The 24,208-nt window shown below is 73.1% G+C and carries 18 protein-coding genes; 7 read left to right on the plus strand and 11 right to left on the minus strand.

The genetic code is table 11. The features are described from left to right. Positions 1-62: 62 nt before the first annotated feature. Positions 63-1,877 carry a gamma-glutamyltransferase gene (gene ggt / locus AB0M28_RS11420; protein ID WP_365401477.1) on the minus strand — a complete coding sequence of 605 codons (1,815 nt, stop codon included), beginning with the start codon at positions 1,875-1,877 and terminating at the stop codon, positions 63-65. A gap of 108 nt (positions 1,878-1,985) precedes the next feature. Then, a complete protein-coding gene (locus AB0M28_RS11425; protein WP_365401479.1) occupies positions 1,986-2,612 on the minus strand; it encodes an NAD(P)-binding domain-containing protein in 627 nt (208 codons plus the stop codon). Between the two features lie 118 nt (positions 2,613-2,730). Here AB0M28_RS11425 and AB0M28_RS11430 point away from each other — a divergent pair, with 118 nt between their 5' ends. Continuing rightward, a complete protein-coding gene (locus tag AB0M28_RS11430) occupies positions 2,731-3,141 on the plus strand; it encodes a helix-turn-helix domain-containing protein (RefSeq protein ID WP_365401482.1) in 411 nt (136 codons plus the stop codon). Between the two features lie 138 nt (positions 3,142-3,279). Then, entirely contained in the window at positions 3,280-7,041 is a 3,762-nt protein-coding gene (locus tag AB0M28_RS11435) for a S8 family serine peptidase (RefSeq protein ID WP_365401485.1), read from the plus strand. 45 nt (positions 7,042-7,086) lie between these two features. On the opposite strand, the gene AB0M28_RS11440 is transcribed toward AB0M28_RS11435, so the two are convergent. The 5 genes from AB0M28_RS11440 to aspS form a co-directional block, all read right to left on the minus strand. Then, a complete protein-coding gene (locus AB0M28_RS11440; RefSeq protein WP_365401488.1) occupies positions 7,087-8,880 on the minus strand; it encodes an AMP-dependent synthetase/ligase in 1,794 nt (597 codons plus the stop codon). A 190-nt stretch (positions 8,881-9,070) separates the two neighbouring features. Further along, positions 9,071-11,608 (minus strand): valine--tRNA ligase, encoded by a 2,538-nt coding sequence (valS, locus tag AB0M28_RS11445; protein WP_365401491.1) that lies wholly within the window; start codon positions 11,606-11,608, stop codon positions 9,071-9,073. A gap of 291 nt (positions 11,609-11,899) precedes the next feature. Next, positions 11,900-12,703 (minus strand): inositol monophosphatase family protein, encoded by an 804-nt coding sequence (locus AB0M28_RS11450; RefSeq protein ID WP_365401493.1) that lies wholly within the window; start codon positions 12,701-12,703, stop codon positions 11,900-11,902. Between the two features lie 43 nt (positions 12,704-12,746). Further along, positions 12,747-13,232 (minus strand): CHRD domain-containing protein, encoded by a 486-nt coding sequence (locus AB0M28_RS11455; protein ID WP_365401496.1) that lies wholly within the window; start codon positions 13,230-13,232, stop codon positions 12,747-12,749. A gap of 102 nt (positions 13,233-13,334) precedes the next feature. Beyond that, positions 13,335-14,612 (minus strand): aspartate--tRNA(Asn) ligase, encoded by a 1,278-nt coding sequence (gene aspS, locus AB0M28_RS11460; protein ID WP_365401499.1) that lies wholly within the window; start codon positions 14,610-14,612, stop codon positions 13,335-13,337. 356 nt (positions 14,613-14,968) lie between these two features. Here aspS and AB0M28_RS11465 point away from each other — a divergent pair, with 356 nt between their 5' ends. From AB0M28_RS11465 to AB0M28_RS11480, 4 genes are all read left to right on the plus strand, one after another. Then, the gene (locus AB0M28_RS11465; RefSeq protein WP_365401502.1) at positions 14,969-16,255 is read left to right on the plus strand and encodes an MFS transporter; all 1,287 of its coding nucleotides are present in this window, start codon (positions 14,969-14,971) and stop codon (positions 16,253-16,255) included. Positions 16,256-16,328: 73 nt separating this feature from the next. Continuing rightward, on the plus strand, positions 16,329-16,688 hold the full coding sequence (locus AB0M28_RS11470; RefSeq protein ID WP_365401505.1) for a cupin domain-containing protein: 360 nt from the start codon (positions 16,329-16,331) through the stop codon (positions 16,686-16,688). A 7-nt stretch (positions 16,689-16,695) separates the two neighbouring features. Beyond that, on the plus strand, positions 16,696-16,989 hold the full coding sequence (locus AB0M28_RS11475; protein ID WP_365401508.1) for a hypothetical protein: 294 nt from the start codon (positions 16,696-16,698) through the stop codon (positions 16,987-16,989). Positions 16,990-17,094: 105 nt separating this feature from the next. Further along, complete coding sequence (locus AB0M28_RS11480) at positions 17,095-17,748, plus strand: TerD family protein (protein WP_365401511.1); 654 nt, start codon at positions 17,095-17,097, stop codon at positions 17,746-17,748. Between the two features lie 14 nt (positions 17,749-17,762). On the opposite strand, the gene AB0M28_RS11485 is transcribed toward AB0M28_RS11480, so the two are convergent. The 4 genes from AB0M28_RS11485 to AB0M28_RS11500 form a co-directional block, all read right to left on the minus strand. Next, a complete protein-coding gene (locus AB0M28_RS11485; RefSeq protein ID WP_365401514.1) occupies positions 17,763-18,629 on the minus strand; it encodes a nuclease in 867 nt (288 codons plus the stop codon). 177 nt (positions 18,630-18,806) lie between these two features. After that, positions 18,807-19,307 carry a GNAT family N-acetyltransferase gene (locus tag AB0M28_RS11490; protein WP_365401517.1) on the minus strand — a complete coding sequence of 167 codons (501 nt, stop codon included), beginning with the start codon at positions 19,305-19,307 and terminating at the stop codon, positions 18,807-18,809. 41 nt (positions 19,308-19,348) lie between these two features. After that, positions 19,349-20,155 (minus strand): polyphosphate--glucose phosphotransferase, encoded by an 807-nt coding sequence (ppgK, locus tag AB0M28_RS11495; protein ID WP_365401519.1) that lies wholly within the window; start codon positions 20,153-20,155, stop codon positions 19,349-19,351. 16 nt (positions 20,156-20,171) lie between these two features. After that, on the minus strand, positions 20,172-23,099 hold the full coding sequence (locus AB0M28_RS11500) for a CBM35 domain-containing protein (protein WP_365401522.1): 2,928 nt from the start codon (positions 23,097-23,099) through the stop codon (positions 20,172-20,174). Positions 23,100-23,398: 299 nt separating this feature from the next. On the opposite strand from AB0M28_RS11500, the gene AB0M28_RS11505 reads away from it, so the two are divergent. Next, the gene (locus AB0M28_RS11505; RefSeq protein ID WP_365401525.1) at positions 23,399-24,199 is read left to right on the plus strand and encodes a CoA-transferase; all 801 of its coding nucleotides are present in this window, start codon (positions 23,399-23,401) and stop codon (positions 24,197-24,199) included. Positions 24,200-24,208: the final 9 nt, after the last annotated feature.

A 24,208-nucleotide genomic window follows, 5' to 3' on the forward strand; every position in this document is an offset into this window, starting at 1 on the left:
CGCTCCTCGGTCCGTACCAGCGCGTCAGCCGGGTGGACCAACGCACCGTTCGGGAGCGGTGGTCACGGCGACGGCGACACCACCGCCGCCGCGCCGCCTCCTCGGCGTACCGGCTCCGCGGCGGCCAGCCAGCGGCCGTCCGGGAGGCGTTCGACGCCCGTCGCCGCGCCGATCTCCGCGACGCTCGTGAAGGCGTGGCCCAGCGCCTCCAGCGCGGTGCGCTCCGGCAGCGCCAGGAAGCCCGGTTCCGCCTGCGTCGCCGCCGCGTTGCGCTGGCTGGCGCGCGGCGCCGCGATGGCCTGCGGGAGGGTGAGCCCGCGGTCGAGGCGGCCGGTCAGCACCTGCAGCACGGTCGTGATGATCGTCGCGCCGCCCGGTGAGCCCGTCGCCAGCAGCGGCCGGCCGTCCCGCAGCACGATGGTCGGCGACATCGACGAGCGCGGCCGCTTCCCCGGACCGGGCAGGTTCGGGTCCGGTACACCCGCCACCAGCGGGACGAAGTTGAAGTCCGTCAGCTCGTTGTTCAGCAGGAAGCCGCGCCCCGGCACCGTGATGCCGCTGCCGCCGGTCTGCTCGATGGTGAGCGTGTACGCCACCACGTTGCCCCACTTGTCGGCGACCGTGAGATGGGTGGTGCTCGGCCCCTCGTAGCCCGTCGGGACGGCCGTGCCGCCCGTCGCGCACCCCTCGGCCGGCCGCTGCGTCGGATCGCCCGGCGCCAGGGGGCTGGTGAGCGCACGGTCGTCGGAGATGAGGCATGCGCGGGAGTCGGCGTACGCCTGCGACAGGAGTTGCTTCGTCGGTACGTCGACAAAGCGCGGGTCGCCCACCCAGCGGTTGCGGTCGGCGAACGCGATCCGGGTCGACTCCAGGTAGCGGTGCAGATAGCGGGTGGAGTCGGCGGCCGAGAGGTCGGTGCCCTGAAGGATGTTCAGCGCCTCGCCGACGGTCGTGCCGCCGGACGACGACGGGGCCATCCCGTACACGTCGACGCCGCGGTAGTGGACCTGAGTCGGCCGCTGCTGGCGTACCGCGTACTGCTCCAGGTCCTCCGCGGCGAGCTTGCCCGGCCGTACGACCCGGGTGGACGCGGGATCGACCGGCGGGTGCTGCACGGTCTCCAGGACGTCCGCGCCGATGTCGCCCGCGTACAGCGCCTGTACGCCCTCGCGGCCCAGCTGGCGGTACGTCGCGGCCAGATCGGGGTTGGCGAGGGTGCTGCCCAGCACCGGCAGGGAGCCGCCGGGGAGGAACAGCTCGCGGGTCGCGGGGAAGTCGCGGAAGCGGGCCTGGTTCGCCGCGGTCTGGTCGATGAACGTCTGGTCGACGGTGAAGCCGTCGGCCGCCAGCCTCTCCGCCGGCCGCAGCACCGTCCCCAGCGACCGGCTGCCCCACTGCCGCAGCGCCCGGTCCCAGGTGGCCGGTGTGCCCGGGGTGCCGACGGACAGCCCGCTCGTCACGGCGTCCGCGAAGGGGATCGGGACGCCGTTCTCGGTGAACAGCCCCGCGTCGGCGCTCAGCGGCGCCGTCTCGCGGCCGTCGAGGGTGTGCACGGTGCGCGAACGGGCGTCGTAGTACACGAAGTAGCCGCCGCCCCCGACACCGGCCGAGTAGGGCTCGGTGACGCCGAGGGCGGCGGCGGTGGCGACGGCCGCGTCGACCGCGTTGCCGCCGTCGCGCAGCACCTCGATGCCGGCGGCGGTCGCGTCGGCGTCGACGCTGGCCACCGCGCCGCCGTTGCCGACGGCGACGGGTGACTTGGGCGGTGCCGCCGCGTGCGCGGCGGGCGGGATGGTGACGGCGGCCGACGCGAGGGCGGCGCCGAGGGCGAGCGGAGCGATCAGTCGGACTCTGACTGGTAAGGCAGCAGAGGGCATGGCGGAACGCCTCCTTCACGGCTTCTCCAGGCGATGATCCTGACAGGCTTTCGCCGCCTGCCCAACCCCCCGTCACCCCTTGGTGGATCGGCGGCGGGTCCGCGCCGCTCAGCCGGCCGTGACCTCCCCGGGCGAGGGCAGCGCGAAGCGCGGCTCGCCGCCCGCCCACCAGATCCCGATCGCGAGCGCCGCGGTGGCCTCCAGGTACGGGGCGCGGTCCAGGCCGCCGCACGGCAGCGGGGTGCAGCCCATCGAGCCGATGAGCGCGGCGACCCGGTCGCCGGGGTCCTCGCCGCAGTACGGCACGGCCAGCGCAGCGCCCTCGAACTCCGGGCGGGGGAGGGTCCAGACGCTCTCGTGGCAGAGGTTGAAGGCCTTGACGACATGCGCACCGGGCACCGCCTCGGCGAGCCGCTGGGCCGCGGAGCCCGGGGACAGCATCAGCCCTCCCTCCTCCGGCGCGAGGGCGTTGCTGCAGTCGATGACCGTACGGCCGTCCAGCGGCAGGCCCTTGACCACGTCCGGCCCGGCCGCGGCGGGCAGCGCTACCAGCACCGCCTCGCCGTGGTCGGCCGCGTCCCGCAGCGCGCCGTGGCCCGCGGCGCCGGCCCGCGCGGCGGTCCGGGCCGCCGCCCGAGGGTCGCGCCCGCCGACCACGACGTCGTGGCCCGCGCGGACCCAGGCGCCGCCGAGGGAGGCGGCCATCGAGCCGGTGCCGAGTATGCCGATACGCATGGGAGTGCTCCTTGCCCCGTGGTGAACACGACGGGCCGGGACGGCCGGTCGTGTCCCCGACGCTAGGCAGTCCGACGCACACCACCCGGTGTGTATCGGCTGGGGCAGGATGGACGGCATGGATCAGCCTCTCGCCCTGCCCCGGGCCGACTTCACCGCCGACTGCCGGGCCCGCGTCGCCTTCGAGGTGCTCGCCAACCGCTGGGACAGCGTCGTGGTGTTCACCCTCGGCGAGGGCGGCCCGATGCGCCCACGCGCCCTGTTGTCGCGCATCGGCGGGATCAGCCCCAAGGTGCTCAACGACGCGCTGCGCCGCCTGGAGTACAACGGCCTGATCGAGCATCGGAGTTACGCCGAGGCGCCGCCGCGCGTCGACTACGCGCTCACCGAGGCGGGCGAGGCGCTGCTGGAGCCGATGCAGGCGATGGGCCGCTGGGCGGCCCGGTACGCGGACGAGGTGCTGGACGCCCAGGAGCGGTTCGGCGCCGCCGGTGCCGGGCCACGGGCGGGAGTCGCCCGGAGCCGGTGACGGGTGGCGGGATCGCGACAGGCCGTGTTCTCGCCACCGTAGGGCGTTGATCACCGGGACCGGGGCTTCGAGCATGGGCGCGGCCGGATCCGTCACGACGGATCCGGCCGTACCGCCCCCGCTCGAGAGGACCCACCGATGTCCGCCGCCAGTCCATCCCCGCCGAAGCCGGCCGGCCGCGCCCTGCTGGCCACCGCGCTCGCCCTGACCCTGTTCGCCCCGGCGGCGGCCTGGGCCGGTGAGCCCGCCGAGCAGTCCACCGCGCAACTCGTCACCTGGCCCGCAGCCGCCCCGGACACGGCCACCGTCACCCTGGTCACCGGCGACCAGGTGACGGTGACGACCGGCGCCGACGGCCGGGCGTCCGTCACCACCGTGCCGACCCCCGGCGGTTCCACCCTGTTCCGCACCGAGACCGGCGCGGACGGCTCCACCTACGTCTACCCGGAGGCGGCCGCCGAAGGGCTGTCCACCGGCCGGCTGGACAAGGAGCTGTTCAACGTCACCCGCCTCGTCGCCGAAGGCCGCGACGACGCCTCCAGCACCACCCTGCCGCTGATCGTCGACTACGCCGGCGCCCCCGCGAAGTCCACCCTGGACTCCCGCGCCGCCGCCGTACACGGCGTCAAGCGCCGCACCCCGCTCACCTCGATCGGCGCCAACGCCGTCGCGGTGTCCAAGAAGGACGCCCACGCCTTCTTCCAGGACGTGGTGAAGGGTCCCAAGGCCCGCATCTCCCTCGACCGGAAGGTCACCGCGTCCCTGGACGTCAGCGTCCCGCAGATCGGCGCGCCCGCGGTGTGGGCGAAGGGATACGACGGCACGGGGGTGAAGGTCGCCGTCCTGGACACGGGCATCGACTTCAACCACCCCGACCTGGCGGGGAAGGTCCTCGACTCCAAGAGCTTCATCGCCGGGCAGGGCGTGCAGGACGGCCGCGGCCACGGCACCCACGTCGCCGGCACCATCGCGGGCAGCGGAGCCGCGTCCGGCGGCCGCTACAAGGGCGTCGCCCCCGGCGCGAAGCTGCTCGTCGGCAAGGTGCTGAGCAACAGCGGCGACGGCACGGATTCCACCGTCATCGCCGGCATCGAATGGGCCGTCGCCCAGGGCGCCGACATCGTCAGCATGAGCCTCGGCGCCGAGACGAACGAGAGCAGCGACTCCCTGAGCGAGGCGGTCGACAACCTCACCGAGACCACCGGCACCCTCTTCGTCGTCGCCGCGGGCAACGCCGGCCCCGGCCGCGGCACCATCGGCACCCCGGGCATCGCGAAGCGCGCGCTCACCGTCGGCGCCGTGGACGACCGCGACGCCCTCGCGTCCTTCTCCAGCCGCGGCCCCACCGCCTCCGGCGCCATCAAGCCCGAGATCACGGCGCCGGGCGTGGGCATCGTCGCCCCCCGAGCCGCCGGCACCACGATGGGCACCCCCGTCAACGCCTCCTACACCGCGGCCGACGGCACCTCCATGGCCACCCCGCACGTGGCGGGCGCGGCGGCGCTGCTCGTACAGCAGCACCCCGACTGGCGGCCCGAGCTGCTGAAGGACGCGCTGGTGTCCACGGCCGAGACCACCGCCGGCGCCACGGTGTACGAGCAGGGCACGGGCCGCGTCGCCGTCGACCGCGCGTCTGCGCAGTCGGTGTTCGCCACCTCCACCGCCGACTTCGGCGACTTGTTCGCGGACGCGTCCGTGCAGACCCGCCAGGTCACGTACACCAACACCGGCACCGCGCCGGCCACCCTCTCCCTGGACCTCGCCCTTGACCGCGGCGACGAGGTGCCCGCGGGCGCCGTCACGCTCTCGGACTCCCAGGTCACCGTCCCCGCGGGCGGCACGACGGCGGTGACGCTGGCCGTCGACCCGTCGCACGCTCCCACCGGCCGCTACAACGGCTACCTGCGTGCGCACGCCGACGGCGTGGCGCTCACCACGGCGGTCGGCTTCGTCAAGCAGGCGCCGCGCCGCACCGTGAAGTTCAAGCTCACCGGCCGTGACGGCAAGGCCGCCGGCCAGACCACCCTGCAGATCGTCGACGTGGCCTCCAAGGACGCTCTCGTCACCGGCGGTGCCCTGCTGGACCAGGGGGAGCAGACCCTGGTACTCCCCGAGGGCCGCTACGCCGTGCAGGCGATCCTCACCACGTACGACGACCGCAGGTTCGTGCAGAACCTCGACTTCTTCGCCGAGCCCGAGATCGCGATCGACGCCGACCGGACGATCACCCTCGACGCCCGCAAGGCACGGCCCGTACGGGCGGACGTCACCGACGAGGGACGACCGGTGCAGGGCGGGGTGACAGCCGTCAACGCGATGCGCGAGCGGCCGAACGGTGTCTTCGTGGGTGTGGGCACCAGCGTCGATCTGTCCGACCGGACCACCGAGTTCGGCGTGATCCCCTCCACCACCACCGCCGAGCACGGACGCTTCGACCTCACCGTCGACCACGAGCTCCGCGACCCCGTCTTCACCGGAACCTGGCAGGCGGCGGACAGCACCGAGCCGACCGCCATGCCCCTGCTGTCCACCGTGCAGAGCCCGCGCTTCGATGGCATCCGCCGGCTCACGGCCGTCGACGTCGGCACCGGCAGTGCCGCCGACTTCGCCGCGCACGACGTGGCGGGGAAGCTGGTGGTCGTCCGTGCCAACGGCTGGCTGGCCCCGCAGGCCGCCCTGGCCAAGCAGTACGGCGCGGCGGCCGTCCTGGCGGTCCGGCCCACCGCCGGCACCACGCTGGCGCAGGACGCCGGAACCTCCCCCGTTCCGATGCTGGCCACCCCTCACGCCGCCGGCCAGGCCCTGCTCGCGGCCCTCGCGGACGGGCCGGTGACGGTCACCCTGCGCGGGCGGATGAACAGCCGCTTCACCTACCGGGTGCCGTTCCACGCCGCGGGCGCGATCCCGGCCGACCCGACGGTGCGCACCACCACCGCCGACTACGCGCGGCTGGACAACACCTACCACGCGGACGGCGTCGGCCGGCTCGCCTACGACTCCACGTACGCGCTGTACCCCTGGTACACCGGCAACTTCCGCACCGGCGACTACCACTGGGCGCCGGGCACCCGCACGGACCTGGTGTACGCGAAGGACGCGCAGTACTCCCAGCGCGTGAACCACTCGCCGCTGTCGGCGACGTACTTCCAGGAACCCGCCACGTCGTACGAGGCCGGTCGCACCTACCACCGCGACTGGGGCCGCGCCCCGATGCACCCGACGGTGCCGCAGCTGCTGCCCTGCCCGATGTGCCGGGGCGACGAGGGGATCACGCTGTCCGTCGCCCCCTACGGCGACTCCGACGCCCGCCACTTCGGGGCGGACGGCGGGAAGATGACCCGTACCTACTACCGGGACGGCGTCCAGTACGCCCCGGCCGACCTCTTCGTCCAGCGGGAGGCCGGCTACCGGATGGACCTCCGGGTGGACCGCGGGCTGACCGCTCTCGACACGCTCGGCTCGCGGACGGACACGTCGTTCTCGTTCCACTCGGCGCCGCCCGCCCCGGGCACCAGCGCGCCGGGCTGCGCCGAGGTCTTCCCGGGCGACACGGGCTGTGAGGCGCTGCCGCTGATTCTCGTCGGCTACGACATCCCCGTCGACCTCTCCAACGCGGCCCCGTCCGGTCGGCTGTTCACCTTCGACGTCACCACGTCGCGCCCGGCCGGCTACATGGGCCCGGCGGCGAAGGTCCGGCGGGTGGAGGTCTCGTACGACGACGGCGCCACCTGGCAGCCGGCGGACCAGCTGAACGTCCACGACGACGGCACCGCCCAGGCGGCGCTGCGCCACCCCGAACGCGTGGCGACCTCCGGCTACGTCTCGCTCCGGGTCACGGCGGACGACGGCGCGGGCGACCGGACGGTGCAGACGGTGGTGCGGGCCTATGCGCTGACCTGATCAGGGCCTGGTTCGGCCGGCCCCGCATGGGCCGGCCGGACCAGCTCACCGTGCGTACAGCGCCTCGACCTCATCCGCGAAGTCCCGCAGAACGACGTTGCGCTTCAGCTTCAGCGACGGCGTCAGATGGCCGGACTCCTCGGTGAACTGGCCGTCCAGGACGCGGAACTTGCGTACGGCCTCCGCGCGCGAGACCGCCGCGTTGCCGTCGTCGACCGCCTGCTGGACCTCCGCCAGCAGCTCCGGGTCGTCGCGCAGCTCCGCCGCCGTCACGCCCTCCGGGCGGCCGCGCTCGGCGGCCCAACGGCGCAGGAACTCCTCGTCCAGCGTCACCAGCGCGGCCACGAACGGGCGCGCGTCCCCGACCACGATGCACTCGCTGACCAGCGCGTGCGCCCGGATCCGGTCCTCGATGACCGCGGGGGCGACGTTCTTGCCCCCCGCGGTCACGATGATCTCCTTCTTGCGGCCGGTGATACGGAGATAGCCCTCCGCGTCCAGCTCGCCGATGTCACCGGTGTGGAACCAGCCGCCGTCGAGCGCCTCGGCGGTCGCCTTGTCGTTGTTCCAGTAGCCGAGGAACAGGTGCTCGCCCTTCAGCAGCACCTCGCCGTCCTCGCCGATCCGCACCGTGCTGCCGGGCAGCGGCAGGCCGACCGTGCCGATCTTCTGCCGGTCGTGCGGGTTGAACGTGGTCGCGGCGCACGACTCGCCCAGCCCGTAGCCCTCCAGCACGGTGAAGCCGAGGCCCCGGTAGAAGTGCCCGAGCCGCTCGCCCAGCGGCGCGCCGCCGGAGATGGCGTACGAGGCCCGTCCGCCCAGCACCGTGCGCAGCCGCCCGTACACCAGCCGGTCGAAGAGGCGGTGCCGCAGCCGCAGCGACACCCCCGGGCCGGCAGGGGTCTCCAGCGCCCGGCTGTACGCGATGGCGGTCTCGGCGGCCCGGTCGAAGATCCGGCCCTTGCCGCCGTCGCGGGCCTGCGCCCGGGCCGAGTTGTAGACCTTCTCGAAGACCCGGGGCACACCGAGCAGCAGGGTGGGGCGGAAGGCCGCGAGCTCCCCGGTGAGGTTCTTGATGTCGCTGACGTGCCCCAGCTTGATCGGGGCCATCACCGCCGCGATCTCCGCGATCCGGCCGAGTACGTGCGCCAGCGGCAGGAACAGCAGCACCGAGCCGCCCTCGCCGAACAGCGGGCCCAGCCGGGCGATGATGTTGCCGCACTCCGCGAGGAAGGCGCGGTGGGTGAGCATGCAGCCCTTGGGGCGGCCGGTGGTGCCCGAGGTGTAGACGATCGTGGCGAGGTCGTCGGCGCGGACGGCGGCGGTGCGCTCGTCGAGCACGGTGTCGCTCACCCCGGCGCCCGCCGCGGTCAGGGCGTCGACGGCGCCGGCCTCGATCTGCCAGACGTGTCCCAGCAGCGGCAGGTCGCCGCGCACCGTGTCCAGCGCCGCCTCATGGGCGGCCGTCTCCACGACGCAGGCCACCGCGCCGGAGTCGCTGATGATCCACTCGATCTGCTCGGGCGAGGACGTCTCGTAGACGGGCACGGAGACCGCGCCGGCGCTCCAGATCGCGAAGTCCAGCAGCGTCCACTCGTACCGGGTCCGCGACATCAGGGCGACCCGGTCGCCGGGGCCCACCCCGGAGGCGACGAGCCCCTTGGCCACCGCGCGGACCTCGGCCAGGAAGGCGCGGGCGGTGACGTCCTGCCACCCGGCGTCGGTCCTGCGCGCCAGCACGGCCCGGTCGGGGTACTCGGCGGCGTTGCGGCGGACCGGATCGGTCAGGCTCGCGTCGGCGGGCACCTCGTACAGGGCCGGAACTGTGAACTCGCGCAAGGCTGCTGCTCCTCGTCTGCACCGACGACGCTATCGGCCCCGCCGGCGCCCGGCGCAGCCCTGACCGACCAGACGTTACCAGCGGGTAATTGAGCCGCGACAGGCCCGCCCCGCATGCGAAGAATCACAGTGCGCGGGCCGGTACGGCGCCCTCCCGCAGGACACCGTACCGCTGAGTGACCCGCTCGTATCAGATCGTGACCGCCACGCGCAGCCCGCCCTCCGACGGGCTGCGGTCCACCGCCCCGATGTGCCCGGCCGCCCGGACGTCGCCGTCGACCAGGGCGTACGCCGCGAGCTCGGGCGCGCTGCCGTGGACGGTGATCCGGCCGACCTCTGCCCGCATCGACACCCGCGCCTCGGACTTGGCCCGGCGGACCGCGGCGATGACGGCCGCCGCCGTGCCGAGCAGCGCGCCGTCCTGCCCGCCCGCGGCCCGGCGCAGCGGCGCGGCGTCCGGCCAGGGCGCCCGGTGGACCGAACCGTCCTGCCACCACGACCACGCCTCCTCCGCCGCGAACGGCAGGAACGGGGCGAGCAGCCGCTGCAGGACCGACAGCGCCCGCGCCAGCGCCGCGCGCGCCGAGGACGTACCCGGGCCCTCGCCGCCGTCGCCGTACGCGCGGGCCTTCACCAGCTCGACGTAGTCGTCGCAGAAGCGCCAGAAGAACTCCTCCGTGCGCTGCAGCGCCCGCGCGTAGTCGAACTCCTCGAAGGCGTCCGTGGCCGCCTGGACCGTCGCCGCCAGCTCCGCGAGCATCGCCCGGTCCAGCGGCTCGGTGACCTCGCCCGCCGCCGGGCCGAAACCCAGCACGAACTTGCTCGCGTTGAGGAGCTTGATGGCCAGCCGCCGGCCGATCTTCATCTGGCCCGGGTCGAACGCGGTGTCCGTGCCGGGCCGGGCGCTCGCCGCCCAGTAGCGGACCGCGTCCGAGCCGTGCTGGTCGAGCAGGGCGGCCGGAGTGACCACGTTGCCCTTGGACTTGGACATCTTCTTGCGGTCCGGGTCCAGGATCCAGCCGGAGATCGCCGCGTGCCGCCACGGCAGCGAGCCGTGCTCGGCGTTGCTGCGGACCACCGTCGCGAACAGCCAGGTGCGGATGATGTCGTGCGCCTGCGGGCGCAGGTCCATCGGGAAGACCCGCGCGAACAGGTCCTCGTCGCGCCAGCGTCCGCCGACGATCTGCGGGCTGAGCGAGGACGTCGCCCAGGTGTCCAGGACGTCCGGGTCGCCGGCGAAGCCGCCGGGGCGGCCGCGCTGGTCCTCCTCGTAGCCTGCGGGCGCCTCGGCGCTCGGGTCGACGGGCAGCGCGGCGGCGTCGGGCGTGATCGGCCGGTCGTACCGCGGCTCCCCGTGCTCGTCCAGCGGGTACCAGACGGGGATGGGCACGCCGAAGAAGCGCTGCCGGCTGACCAGCCAGTCGCCGTTCAGGCCCTCGACCCAGTTCTCGTACCGCGCGCGCATGTGCGGCGGATGCCAGACGAGCTCGCGCCCGCGGGCCAGCAACTCCTCGCGCAGGACGGCGTCGCGGCCGCCGTTGCGCAGATACCACTGGCGGGTGGTGACGATCTCGAGCGGCTTGTCGCCGTTCTCGTAGAACTTGACCTTGTGGGTGATCGGCTCCGGCTCGCCCAGCAGGTCACCGCTCGCGCGCAGCCGCGCGACGACGCGCTCGCGGGCGGTGTACGCGGTGGCGCCCGCCAGTTCCGCGTACGCCTGCGGGTCGACGCCCCGCGGCGGCTCGGCGAGGAAACGGCCGTCCCAGCCGATCACCGGGCGGGCGGGCAGGTCGAGTTCGCGCCACCAGGTGACGTCCGTCGTGTCGCCGAACGTGCAGACCATCACCAGGCCCGAGCCCTTCTCCGGGTCGGCGAGCGGGTGGGCGTGGACGGGCACCTCGACGCCGAAGACCGGCGTACGCAGCGTGGAGCCGACCAGCTCCGCGTACCGCTCGTCGTCCGGGTGCGCGACGACCGCGACGCAGGCGGGCAGCAGTTCGGGGCGGGTGGTGGCGATGACGACCGTGCCGCCGTCGGGGCGGTGGAACGCCAGCCGGTGGAACGCCGCCGGGCGCTCGCGGTCCTCCAGCTCCGCCTGCGCGACGGCCGTACGGAACGTGACGTCCCACAGCGTGGGCGCCGCCGCGCCGTACGCGTCGCCGCGGGCCAGCGCGTCGAGGAACACGCGCTGGGAGGCGGCGCGTGAGCCGGCGTCGATCGTCTGGTACGTCAGCGTCCAGTCGACGGACAGGCCCAGCTGCCGCCACACGGCCTCGAACGCCTTCTCGTCCTCGGTGGTGAGGTGCTCGCACAGCTCGATGAAGTTCCGCCGCGAGACGGGCAGCTGCGGTTTGCCGGGCTTCTCCGGCGGGACGAAGTCCGGGTCGTACGGCAGGGTGGGGTCGCAGCGGACGCCGTAGTAGTTCTGGACGCGGCGCTCGGTGGGCAGGCCGTTGTCGTCCCAGCCCATCGGGTAGAAGACCTCGCGGCCCCGCATCCGCTGGTAGCGGGCGACGGTGTCGGTGTGGGTGTACGAGAAGACGTGGCCGACGTGGAGGCTGCCGCTCGCCGTCGGCGGCGGTGTGTCGATCGAGAACACCTCTGCCCGCTGCTTCGACCGGTCGAACCGGTGTACACCCTGTGCGTCCCAGTTCGTCGACCACTTCTGCTCGAGGCCGGTGAGGGAGGGTTTGTCCGGGACCTGGGGGTGGGGCGGGGGTGGTGTCATACACGCGGATGCTAAGCGCCTCCGGCGGGGGGTCGCCACCGAAAAACCTTCGGGGGCTCCGCCCCCGGGCCCCCGGATCGGCGCTGCGCGCCCTTGGCCTCAGGCGCCGGCCGGGCTTGATTGGCGCCTACCGCTGCGGGGGCTTCGCCCCCGGGCCCCCGGATCGGCGCTTCGCGCCTCTGGCCTCAAACGCCGGCCGGGCTGTGTCGGCGCTTCGCGCCTCGGCCTCAAACGCCGGCCGGGCTGTTATGTGTGCTGCTCGCCTTGGTCTCGGGGCTTGCGTGGCCTGGGTTACGGCTTGAGCAGTGTCAGGAGTTGTGCGTGTGTTTGTGTGTCCGATGCTGCCAGCAGGCCCCTTGCGTTCGGCTCCAGTGGGGTGCCGTCCAGTGCCGTTACGACGCAGCCTGCTGCTCTGCATACGGCGATGCCTGCGGCGAAGTGGACGCTCGTGGTGAGGTCCGTGCCGTCTGTTACGTACGCGGCTCGTTTGCCTGCCGCCACCCAGGTCAGCGCGAGCGTTGTGGACACCACCCGGGGGCGGAAGTCCGCCACGAAGTCGGGGTGGGCGAGGAGGTTCACCGCGCGGGTGCCGGGTGCGCTCGGGAACGGGGGATCGAGGTTGACGTCCACGAGGCGGGTGGTGGGCGTCGGTGACAGGGGGGTGTCCGTGCCGTCGCGGCGTACCCGGGCCGTCGTCCCGTCCGTGAAGAAGACCTCGCCGCTGAAGGGGTCCGCGACGGCGGCCGCGCCGTCGCGCAGCGCCACGTTGACCGCGACGAGCATGTTGCCGACGGCGTAGTTGAGCGTGCCGCACAGCGGGTCCACCAGCCACTGCCTCGCCGCGTCGGCGGCGCCCCGCCGCCCGCCCTCCTCGCCGAGCACCGAGTCGCCGGGCCGGGCGGAGCGGATGACGTCGAGGATCGCCTGCTCGGCCGCCACGTCGGCGGCGGTGGCGAAGTCGCCGCCCCCCTTGTCGATACGGGACAGCCTGCCGCCGTACATCGAGCGGACCACGTCCGCGCCGGCCCGGGCGGCGGCGATGGCGACGTCGGTGTCGGTGTCGGCGCCGTCCGGGCCCGCGGTGGAGTCGATCATGCCCCGCATCCTAGGCGGTTCAGCGGATCGCCCGATCGGCGGATCAGTGGATCTGCCCCCGGATCTCGCCCGCCGGCAGCTGCGTGGTGTGGACGTTGACGTACGCGCCGCCCGACTCGAGGGCCGCCACCAGCGCGTCCAGCGACTGGCCGGCGAGCGGGCCCGTCAGGTTGGCCGCCGTGATGGTGCCGGTGGCCAGGACGCCGTCGGAGCGGCCCGGGTCGCTCTGCGGATGCAGCAGGAACGCCACGATCGGGCCGTTGGTGCCGGCCGGGGCGGCATGGATGTGCGCCATGACCACGTTCTCGATGTTCGCGGCGATCAGCCGGAACTCGAGCGCGGTGCCGTCGGCGTTGAGTTGGAGCACCGCGGAGCCGCGGGCCAGGGAGGAGTTGGGCGGTACCTCCTGCGCGCCGGACAACTGCGCGGTGTACGCGGTGACCTCGGTGGAGGCCGACGCGGACGCCGGTACGAGGCCGACGAGTGCGAGGGAGAGCGCGGCGAGCAGGGTGGCGGTGCGACGTGCCATGGTGCCTCCTCGGGTCGGGACGTGGCGGCGCCGCCGGGCGCGGCGCCACCACGTGGTACGCGTGGGACACGCGCAGCGCTCAATCCGTGGCCGCACCCGCCGTCACGGCGTCAGCCGGTGCAGGTCGCGCGGGAAGAGCGTGGTGCGGCGGATGTTGTCCGCCCCCGTGAGGCGCGCCGTCCACCGCTCCAGGCCCAGGGCGAAGCCGCCGTGCGGGGGCATCCCGTGGGCGAAGGACTGCAGATAACCGGCGTAGGGCTCGCGGGGCTCACCGCGCGCGGCGAGGGCCGCCTCGTAGTCCTCGATCCGGTGCAGCCGCTGTCCGCCGGTGACGAGTTCGAGCCCCCGGAAGAGGAGGTCGAAGCTGTTCGAACAGGCGGGCCTGCCGGGCTCCGGGTGGGTGTAGAACGGGCGCTTGGCCATGGGATAGCCGGTGACGTAGAGGAACTCGCTGCCGTGCTCCTCCAGCGCCCATCGCGAGAGCCGCCGCTCGTGCTCCGGCGACAGGTCGGGCTCGTCCGCCCCCAGCAGCTCCATGGCCTCGGCGAAGTGCAGCGAGGGGATCTCCTCCGGCACTTCCGGAAGGACGGCCCCGAGGGCCTGTACGGCCCGCTGCGCCCGCTCGGCGACGGCCGCGGTCATCCCCGCGACCGCCGTACGGAGCACGGCCATCACGTCCCGGTGGTCGCGGACGAAGCCCAGCTCCGCGTCGAGGCTGGTGTACTGCGCGAGATGGCGGGCGGTGTCGTGCGGTTCGGCGCGGAAGACGGGCCCCGTCTCGTAGACGCGCTCGAAGACACCGACCATGGCCTGCTTGAAGAACTGCGGCGACTGCGCGAGATACGCCCGGCGCCCGAACCAGTCGAGCGCGAAGACGTTCGCCCCCGACTCGGTGGCGGACGACACCACCTTGGGCGTGTGGATCTCGGTGAACCCCAGCCCGTCCAGCGCCGCCCGGAACCCCGCCACCGACGCGGCGCCGATCTCGTACGGCGCCCGCAGCAGCGGATGCCGCAGCGCGACGGGCGCGTGGTCCAGGACGGTGGGCAGGCTCGCGGGTACGGCCGGCCGGTACAGGTCGAACGGCGGCGGCGCGGCCCGCGACGACAGCACCTCGACCTCGGCCCGGGCCACCTCCGCGCCGCCGGGCGCGGCGGAGTCGGGCACCACGGTGCCGCGCACCCGCAGCACGGTCTCCTCGGGCAGGTCCTCGCCGCCCGCGGGCAGCACCACCTGGGCGAGACCGGACCGGTCGCGCAGGATCAGGAACGTCACGGACTTCAGGGCGCGCCGCCGGTGCAGCCAGCCGCACACCTCGACGGATTCCCCGGCGTGCGCGGCCAGTTCGGCGGCGAGCACCCGGGTCGCAGGACGGATCATCGCAGTCCTCCAGGGACCTCGGCATGACCCCTTGGGAGTGCGGGCGAGAAGGGAACTCGCGGTACCACCGCACTTTCACCGCCCGCGCGGGAGCGGCCTCTCACGGCCCGCTGACGGGGGCCACCCGGCGGGGCATTTCCTCCCCGCGCGCAGAACCTCCCGGGACGCGCTGCCCCGACGGCTCTCAGGAGTGTCTTCGGCCGGACTCCGGGACCGCCTTCGCAGCTGCCGGCGGCTCTCTCGGCCCGGTTGGTGCCGACCTACTCGGCTCCCTGAACGCTTGGGGAGAGGGTAGGGAGGGACGGTTTCCCCGTACAAAGGGTTTTCTCCCGCGTGATCGTCGTTAGGCTGCCCGGATGGATCTTGACGCGCGGACGGACACCACGGCTCGCTCCCGGCGCGGAGGGCTCCTGCGCGACGGGGACTTCGGACGGCTGTCCGCCGCCACCGCGCTCGGCCAGCTCGGGGACCGCATCGTGTTCCTGGCGCTGCCGCTGGTCGCGATCGTGGCGCTGGGGGCCGACGAGCTCCAGGTGGGCCTGCTGAGCGCGATGACGATGGCGGGCTCGCTGCTGGTGGGGCTGCCCGCGGGCGCGTGGGTGGACCGGATGCGCAAACGCTCGGTGATGATCAGCACGGACCTCGCCCGGGCCCTGGTGCTGCTGACCGTACCCGTGGCGTGGTGGGCCGGCACGCTCACCATCTGGTGGCTGTACGCGGCGGCACTCGTGCACGGCGTGCTGACGGTCTTCTTCGACGTCGCGTACGTCGCCTATCTCCCGCATCTCGTGGGGCGCGAGAACCTGGTCGAGGGGAACTCCAAACTCTCCGCCATCCGTTCGGTGACGAGTATCAGCGGGCCGGGGGTCGCGGGGCCGCTCGTCGGCTGGGTGGGGGCACCCGCGACGCTGGTCGTGAGTTCGGCCGGGATGGCGATATCGGGGCTGCTCGCCACGGGTATCCGTAAACGCGAGCCGAAACCCGAACCGGGCGGGAACCCGCGGCTGGCACGGGAAATCAAGGAAGGGCTCCGATTCGTCGCCGGACAGCCCGTGCTGCGGGCGACCGTCGTCGTGGACGGGATATTCAACCTCTTCCTCATCGGGTACCAGACCATGCTGATGGTCTTCCTGGCACGGGAGTTGGGCCTGGCCTCCTTCGGTATCGGCCTCGTCCTGTCCGGGATGGGCTGCGGCGCCCTGCTGGGCGCCCTCACGGCGAGGGCGATCTCCCGTCGCGTCGGACAGGGGCCGGTCATCTGGATCGCGCCGCTCGTCACCTGCCCGCTGACGGCCCTGATGCCGCTGGCCCGGCCGGGCTGGAGCGTGTACGCCGCGGCCGCCGGACTCGCCGCCCTCTCGTTCGGCGGCGTGGTGCGCGTCGTGGCCCAGTCGAGCTTCCAGCAGGCGCTGACCCCGGACCGGCTGCTCGGCCGGATGAGCGCGACGGCCCGCTTCGTCTCCTGGGGCGGCCTTCCCCTGGGCGGGGTCCTCGGCGGGGTCTCCGGTTCGGTGTTCGGGGCCGGGACCACGCTGTGGATCGGCGCGGCCGGAATGACGGCGAGTTTCCTTCCGGCTTTCCTTTCGCCGCTCCGCCGGATGCGGCGGTTGCCCGAGGCAAGGGAAATCGACCAGTCGCGTTGATTTTCCACGCTCGGCTGTACGCGTACGCGGGTGGAGCGCACACTGGAATGGTCACTGGAATCGAGGTAACGCCATGCTTGAAGTGAAGACGATCGACAAGCCGGACGAGCGGCGGGACTTCCCGCGCGGCCACCTGGAAGCACTTCACCTGACCGGGCTGGATTTCGCCGTCGGCACGTTCGAACCGGGCTGGCGGTGGTCCGAGTCGGTGAAGCCCATCGCCGGAACCGAGAGCTGCATGGTCCACCACAACGGATTCATGGTGCAGGGACGGATGCACGTCCGCATGGACGACGGCCAGGAGATCGAAGCCGGACCGGGCGACGTCTTCGTCTGTCCCCCCGGGCACGACGCCTGGGTCGTGGGCGACGAGCCGGTGGTCGTCTACGACTTCGCCGGCCCCATGGCGACCGAGTACGCGAAGGGGAGCTGAGAGAGCGATGAAGTTCGTCCAGATCATTGAATACGAAACGGACCGTGCGCAGGAGGTCAGCCAGGTCTTCGACGACTGGATGCAGGCGACCGAGGGAAAGCGCACCATGACCCGGGACTGTCACACACAGGACCGTGACAAGGCCGGTCACTACGTGGACATCGTCGAGTTCCCGTCCTACGAGAAGGCGATGCTCAACAACGACCTGCCGGAGACCCAGCGCACCGCCGACCGCTTCCGCGCGCTGTGCACGTCCGAGCCCCGGTTCGTCAACCTGGAGGTCGTCGACGAGTGGACCTGAGCGAACGACCGGCCCCGGACGGCCGCGACGGACGGTTCCGTGCCGGTCGGACACTCGCGTACCGTTGACGGCGTGAGTCCGGCCGGTGGGGGGAGTGACCGTCGCATGGGGCGTACAGCGGATCTCGAGCCGTCCGCGGGCGACGAGGAGCGGCTGGTGGTGGCGGGGACCGGCGTGCCGACCGTCGCGGCCGCCGCGCCGACACCCCCCGAAGCCCCGCGTCTGCTGCCCGCGGGCGGCGTGGTCGACCTGCCCGGGCCGTCCGGCGCGGCGCCCGCGTCCGCGTGGCATGTCACCGCGACGTGGACGCCGCCGCAGGGACCCGGTGAGGTCGACGTCGTCGCCTTCGTACTCGACGAGGACGGACAGGTCATCTTCGACGAGGACTTCGTCTTCTACGGCGCGCCCGGCAACCCCGCGCGGACCGTGCGGCTGCTCGCCGGCGGACCGGGCACGAGGACCGTCGCGGTCGACGTCGGCTCGCTGCCGCCGGCCACCCACAAGGTCGTCGTCGCGGCCGCCGTCGACGGCGACGCCACCTTCGGCGACGTCGGCGTCGTGCGCGCCGCCCTCGCGCCCGGCGCCGGCGCCGCGCCGCTGGCCCTCGCCGTGCTGGACGCGGCCACGACGGAGCGCACGCTGCTCATCGCCGAGATCTACCGCCGCGGCCCCGTCTGGCGCTTCCGCGCGGTCGGCCAGGGCTACGAGCACGGACTCGCCGTCCTCGCCCGCGGCTACGGCGTCGACATCGCCGGATAGGTCCCAGGGCTCCGCTACTTCTCGTCGAAGACCACGTCCTCCGGCGGACGTGTCATCCGCACCGTCTGGTCGCTCACCTCCACCACCGTGCTCAGTTCCGTGAACTGCCCGGTGGACAGCACCGTCAGCCGGTCGTCGCGCTGGTCGAGGAACGCGCGGAAGGCGGCGAGCGACGGGTCGCCGTCGCCGAGGGCGAGGTAGTCCGCCAGCCGGCGGAACAGCTTCGGCATCAGCACCGCGCCGTCCGTCAGCGACCCCGTGCCCTCGATCTTGGCGCCGCTCGCGGTGAGGTCCGAGGGCCACAGCCCGAGGCCCGCCTCGCGTGCCGAGACCGCGGCGGCCGACAGCGCGCGGCGCAGGCCGACGTAGAGCCGGCGGTAGAACGTCGGGTACGCCAGGCCCTGTTCGAGCTGGCGGTGGTTGGCCGTCTGGCGGATCAGCTCCGTGTCGACGAAGTACGGCCGGCCGCTGGGCGCCGGCGCCACCCCGCGTCCGGCGAACGCCACGCACCGGCCGTAGACGTCGGCCGCCCGGGACAGGATGTAGCCGGGCACCTGGGCCGGCTCCGCCGCCGTGACGCGGCGGTCGTCGTCGCGCAGCACACCGGTGAAGCCGAGCCACGCCAGCAGCGCGTCGGCGGCCTCGTCGGCGAACGGCGCCGGCTGGTGCAGGCGGGTGCCGTGCGGCGGGGTGTAGTGGGTCTCCAGGGCGTCGATCCCGTCCAGCCGGAGCTGTGCGCCGCCCGCGCGGTTGCGGCGTACGCGGTGGGGGCCCGGTATCAGGTCCCAGTGGTTCGGGTCGGCCGGGTAGAAGCGGACGGAGTCACCGTCCGGTCCGGCTCCCGTCACCCGGTAGGTGCCCTCGATCACGAGCATCGGCATGGCGGCCTCACCTCCCGGCGGCCGTCGCGACCGGGGACCCCGCGTCCCCGCGGGCCGCCCGGTCCAACGTCCCGCGTCCGCGGGCGCGCCGGTAGGGCAGGTCGGCCCCTGTTGCGGGACTGCGGTCGCGGGCGCCCCGGTTGCCGGTGGGCCAAGGAGTGCCTGCGGGCGGGGGGATCAGCCCCGCAGGAGCTTCTTGGCGTACCGGTGGCAGCGGACGGGTATCGGCTCGCCGGCGCCGCACGCCGGGTACTCCATGGGGCCCTCGTCCTGCCAGCCGACGCGTTCGTAGTGCGCGCGCAGCCGGTCGTTGCCGGCGACGATCGCGAGCCAGGCCCGGTCGTGGCCGTTCGCGGCCACGATGCTCTGCGCCTCGGCCAGCAGCACCGCCGATATCCCGCCGCCGCGCTGCTCCCGGGCGACGTAGATGTGTTCGATCTCGTCCTCGACGACCAGCACGAAACCGGCCACCTTCCCGTTGACCGCGGCGACCACGACGCCGTCGATCCGCTCGGCGGCGCGTAAGTCGAAGGACTCGGGGGTGCGCAGCACCTCGAGGGACTCGGGCAGCGTCCCCAGATGGGCGTCGGCCCACCCCGAACGCCAGATCTCCGCCACCTCGGCGACGTCACCCGACGTCGCCGGGCGCAACACCACAGACTCGCCCCGGACCGCCATTGGCCAAAGGTAGAAGACAAACCCCGTCCAGGGGGTGGTTTTCAGCCGTTCGGTGTCCGGCTTTCGGCCGCGAGGGCCGCCGACACGGCCGCCGACGTCTCCATGCCCGCCGCCGTCGCCGCGGCCATCGCGGCGCCGACGATCCCGGCGTTGTTCTGCAGCGCCGCCGGCACGATCTCGGCCTCGATGTCCTCGATCTCGTCCAGGAACCGGTCGGCCTTGCGGCTCACCCCGCCGCCGATGATGAACAGCTCCGGGGAGAAGAGCATCTCCAGGTGCGCGAGGTAGTGCTGGACCCGCGGCGCCCACTCCTTCCAGCTCAGGCCCTTGTCCTCACGGGCCTTGGCGGAGGCGTAGTGCTCGGCGTCGTGGCCGTGCAGCTTCAGGTGGCCCAGTTCCGTGTTGGGCACGAGCCGCCCGTCGAGGAAGAGGGCGCTGCCGATGCCGGTGCCGAACGTCAGCAGCATGACCGTGCCGTCCCGGCCCCGGCCGGCCCCGAAGGCCATCTCGGCGATCCCGGCCGCGTCGGCGTCGTTGACCACGGTGACCGGGCGGCCCAGCCGCTCGCCGAGCATCTCCTCGGCGTTCACCCCGATCCAGCTCTTGTCGACGTTCGCGGCGGTGCGGATCGTCCCGTGCGTGACCACGCCCGGGAACGTCACGCCCACCGGGCCCGTCGAGCCCGCGAAGTGGTCGGCCACCTCGCGTACCTTCTCCGCGACCGCCCCGGCCGTGGACGGCTGGGGGGTCAGTACCTTGTAGCGCTCGTCGGCAAGGTCGCCCCGGTCGAGATCGACCGGGGCTCCCTTGATTCCCGAGCCTCCGATGTCGACTCCGAAGATGTTCACGGAGTCGACCCTACGGCTATCCCAGCGACAGACGGTCCAGGTCCGGAGCCGAGTCGTCGTTGTTGTAGATCTTCACGGTGTTCGTCCCGGCGTTCAGCGTCACCGGTACGGACACCGTCCGCGGCGTGCTGTTGCCGATGTCGGTGACCGTCACCCGGGTGGGCGCGCCGTCGTTGACGCTCACGTCGTACGAACGGGTGCCGTTGACCGTGTAGTCGATGTACAGGGTGTACCGGCCGCCCTGCGCCACCGTGACACCGGGGAAGGTGACGGCCGCGTCGGAGCCGCCGCCGATGTTGCGCACCTTCTCCCCGCCCGAGCAGCCGCCGCAGCCGGTCAGCCCGGTGCTGCCGGGCAGGTTGGCGGAGTCCTCCGCCTCCCGCATCCACACCCGGTCCGCGGGCAGCGGACGCAGCCGGACGTTCTGCGCGACCTGCTTGCCGCGGCCCAGCACGGTGAAGCCGGCCCGGACGGGCAGGTCCGTGGAGGTGATGTTCTGCCCGGGCGGTGAGGTCACCGTCCAGGTCCCCTCCAGGGTCTGGCCGAGCCGCATCGAGCCGGCCGTCGCCGCGGCGCCCGACACGGTCCATCCGGCGGGCACCTGCGGGGCCAGGTTCACGTTGTCGAGCTGGTCGTCGTCGTCCAGCCGCAGCGTGGCCTTCACGGTGAGGGACTGCTGCCCCGCGCCGGCCCACTGCAGCCCGTAGGGCCGCACCGTGAGGGTGGTCTTCGGCGTGTACGACGACGGGGGCAGCGGGGCGACGGCGATCCGGTCGAGCCCCGGACCGGCCGCGTCCTCGCTGAAGACCCGCACCGTGTTGGCGCCCGCCCGCAGGGGTACGGACACGGCGGTCGCCTCCGGGACCTCCGCGTTGCCCGCGATGACCGGCACCTTGACGGGATCGGCCCCGTTGACGCCGACCGACAGGCTGCCGCCGCGGGCCGTCGTGTGGTCGAGCTGCAGCCGGTAGTCGCCGTCGGCGGGGGCCTGGACGTCCGTGTACGTCACGCTGTTGGCGCTGCCGCCGCCGAGTCCGTCGACCCGGTCGCCGCCGGAGCAGGCCCGGCACTCGAACGCCTTCGCCGTCCCGGTCGCGGCCGCGCCCTCCGCCTCGTACGGCAGCGCGGTCGAGGAGGGCCGGGGACGCGCGTACGCGACCTTGATCTCGTCGATCCGCAGCTGGTCGAGGTAGACGGGTGCCTGCGGGCCGCCCCACAGACTGCGCACGTCCAGCTTCAGGTAGCGGGCGTTCTGGTCGCCGATGTCGATGAACTGCACACCGCGCGCGCTGCGCAGCGCACCGGCCCGCACCTGCTTCCAGTTCTTGCCGTCGCCGCTGGCCAGCACCCGGTAGTCCCGGATGCGCGCCGAGTCCTCCGGCCGGCCGAAGGAGGTACGGGCGTGGGTCGGGGACCACTCGCGCTGGTTGACCGCCAGGGAGACGGCGTGGCGGCGCTCACCGAGGTCGAGCGTGACGGAGGCGGCGCCCTTGCCGTCGTTGTCCCAGTAGGTCTCGTAGTCGCCGTCCGTCAGCGCGCTCGCGGCGTGGCCGGGCGCCTCGGCGGTCGCCGTGGCCTTGACGGTGTCCGCGGGGTAGTAGGACTGGGCGCCGTCGGTCGTGACCTTGAAGACCGTGTCGTACTGGTCCCAGTCCTGGATGCCGAGGATCGACAGATAGCCGCCGGACTGGCTGAACGGCAGTTCCCTGCCGGTGCGCAGGTCCGTCACCCGCTGCGCCGTGTAGCCGTTGTCGCGCAGCCGCACCGTGTCGGTGCGCGGGCGGGTGACGACGTGCACGTACTGCGTCTTCGGGCCGTCGGCGCGGGAGACGGTGACCACGCCGTGTGCGCCGTCGTTCCAGAAGCCGGGCTGCATGCCGCCGTACATGTAGCCGCCGCCCTCGACGCCGTACACGGACTCGCGGACAGGCTCCACCCACTGGCCCATGAACTGGTTGAACGCCTCCTGCTGCGCCGGCATTCTGCCGTTCACCATCGGCGTCTCGGCCATCAGCGATTTGATGGAGGAGCCGGCGTTGGTGATGTAGCGGCCGGTGCTCAGCCGTACGTCGACGGCGTGGTTGCCGCCGTCGTACCACCAGTCGCCGGTGGTGGGCAGTTTGTAGTCCGCCTCGGTCAGGCGCGGCATCGGGACGGTGACGGCGGCCGGGTAGTCGTAGGACGGCGTCATGCCGGTCTTCTGCTCGTTGCTGACGGTGTCCATGATCGGCGTGTCCTCGTTGTTGTTGCTCAGCAGCCAGGACGGACGCTTCTCGCGGATCTGCTCGTAGAGGTTGTTGCGCTCCCAGTAGGCGTTGTCGTTGTCGATCCAGAAGCCGGACAGGTCGGGGTAGTCGTCCATGACCTCGTGGAACAGGTCGTAGCTGTACTCGCCGAAGCCGTCGCGGGTGGTCAGGTCGACCTGCTTGCCCTTGTAGGCGGAGTACGCCGCCGAGTCGAGGGTCTCGATCCCCTTCTCGTTGTGCCACTGGGGGTCGTCGGTCATGTAGAGGATGATGTGCACGCCCTTGGCCTTGCCGGCCGCGACCAGCTCGCCGAGCAGGTCCCGCTCGGTGGCGCAGCTGCCCGGGATCTTCGACGGCCACGGCCGGGCGTAGCCGAGCCGGCTGTGGAAGGTGGCCAGCACCAGGTACGAGGCGCCGAGCTTGCGCGCCTCGTCCACCCAGTAGTCGGCGCTCCAGCCGCCACCGGTGACGTCACGCTCCCACGCCCGGCAGTCGGTGTGGGCGGGGGCGGTGAACATGCCCCAGTGCAGGAAGAGGCCCGCGGTGGAGTCGCGCATCCACTCCTGGCGCGGGTGGTGCACCTCGGCCCGGGCGGCGGGTGCGGCTCCGAGCAGGGCGGTGGCCAGGGCGAGTATCAGGGCGGCGCACAGGGTGCGCCATCGTCGCGGTGTCGTGCGTGGTGCGGGTGTCGTCGGCATGGCTCGCTCTCTCGCGGTGTCCGTGGTGGGGTGGTGCGGGAGTTCGGGGAAGCGCTTTCTCGGCCAGAGGTCCGATGATTGTCGCGGTGCGCGAGGCAGTCAAGACTTCTGACGGTGGCGGGCTCGGGAACTGCCTTGATACGTCCGAGGATTGGTCGGGCCGCAGGGTGTGAGGGCCGTGTGCGCGGGGGTTGTCCGTTCCGTTGACAGGGGTTCCGGGCCTGAACCACACTCGTCTGCGAGCCGTTGGTGAACGAGAGTTCGCTGGGCGAACAAGCCCTCGTGTCAGGGGTGTGGAGATGGCCGAGATCGTGGGCTTGCGGGAGGCCGTGGCCGAACTGGTCCACGACGGCGACACCGTGGCCCTGGAGGGCTTCACGCACCTCATCCCGTTCGCCGCCGCCCACGAGCTGATCCGCCGCGCGCCCGCCGATCTGACGCTGGTGCGGATGACCCCCGACGTCGTGTACGACCAGCTCATCGGCGCGGGGCTGGCGGCCCGGTTGGTGTTCTCCTGGGGCGGCAACCCCGGCGTCGGCTCCCTGCACCGCTTCCGCGACGCCGTCGAGAACGGCTGGCCGCGCCCCCTGGAGGTCGAGGAGCACAGCCACGCGGGCATGGCCAACCGCTACGTCGCCGGCGCCAGCGGTCTGCCCTTCGCCGTCCTGCGCGGCTACCGGGGCACCGGCCTGGCCGGCCGCACCGCCACCGTGGCCACCGTGACCTGCCCGTTCACCGGCGAGGAGCTGGCGGCCGTGGCGGCGCTGCGGCCCGACGTCACCGTCATCCACGCCCAGCAGGCCGACCGGCGCGGCAACGTCCAGCTGTGGGGGCTGCCCGGCGTGCAGAAGGAGGCCGTGCTGGCCGCCCGGCGCTCGCTGGTCACCGTGGAGGAGGTCGTCGACGAGCTGCGGCCCCGTCCCGGCGCCGTGGTGCTGCCCGGCTGGGCGGTCACGGCCGTGGCCGAAGTGCCGGGCGGCGCCCACCCGTCGTACGCGGCGGGGTACTCGGTCCGCGACAACGACTACTACCGCGACTGGGACGCCGTCTCCCGCGACCGCCGGGCGTTCGCCGAGTGGCTGAGGGAGGAGGTGCTGTGAGGGGCCGGG

Origin of the sequence: Streptomyces sp. NPDC051940 (assembly GCF_040680895.1) — a bacterium.
Classification (GTDB): Bacteria; Actinomycetota; Actinomycetes; order Streptomycetales; family Streptomycetaceae; genus Streptomyces.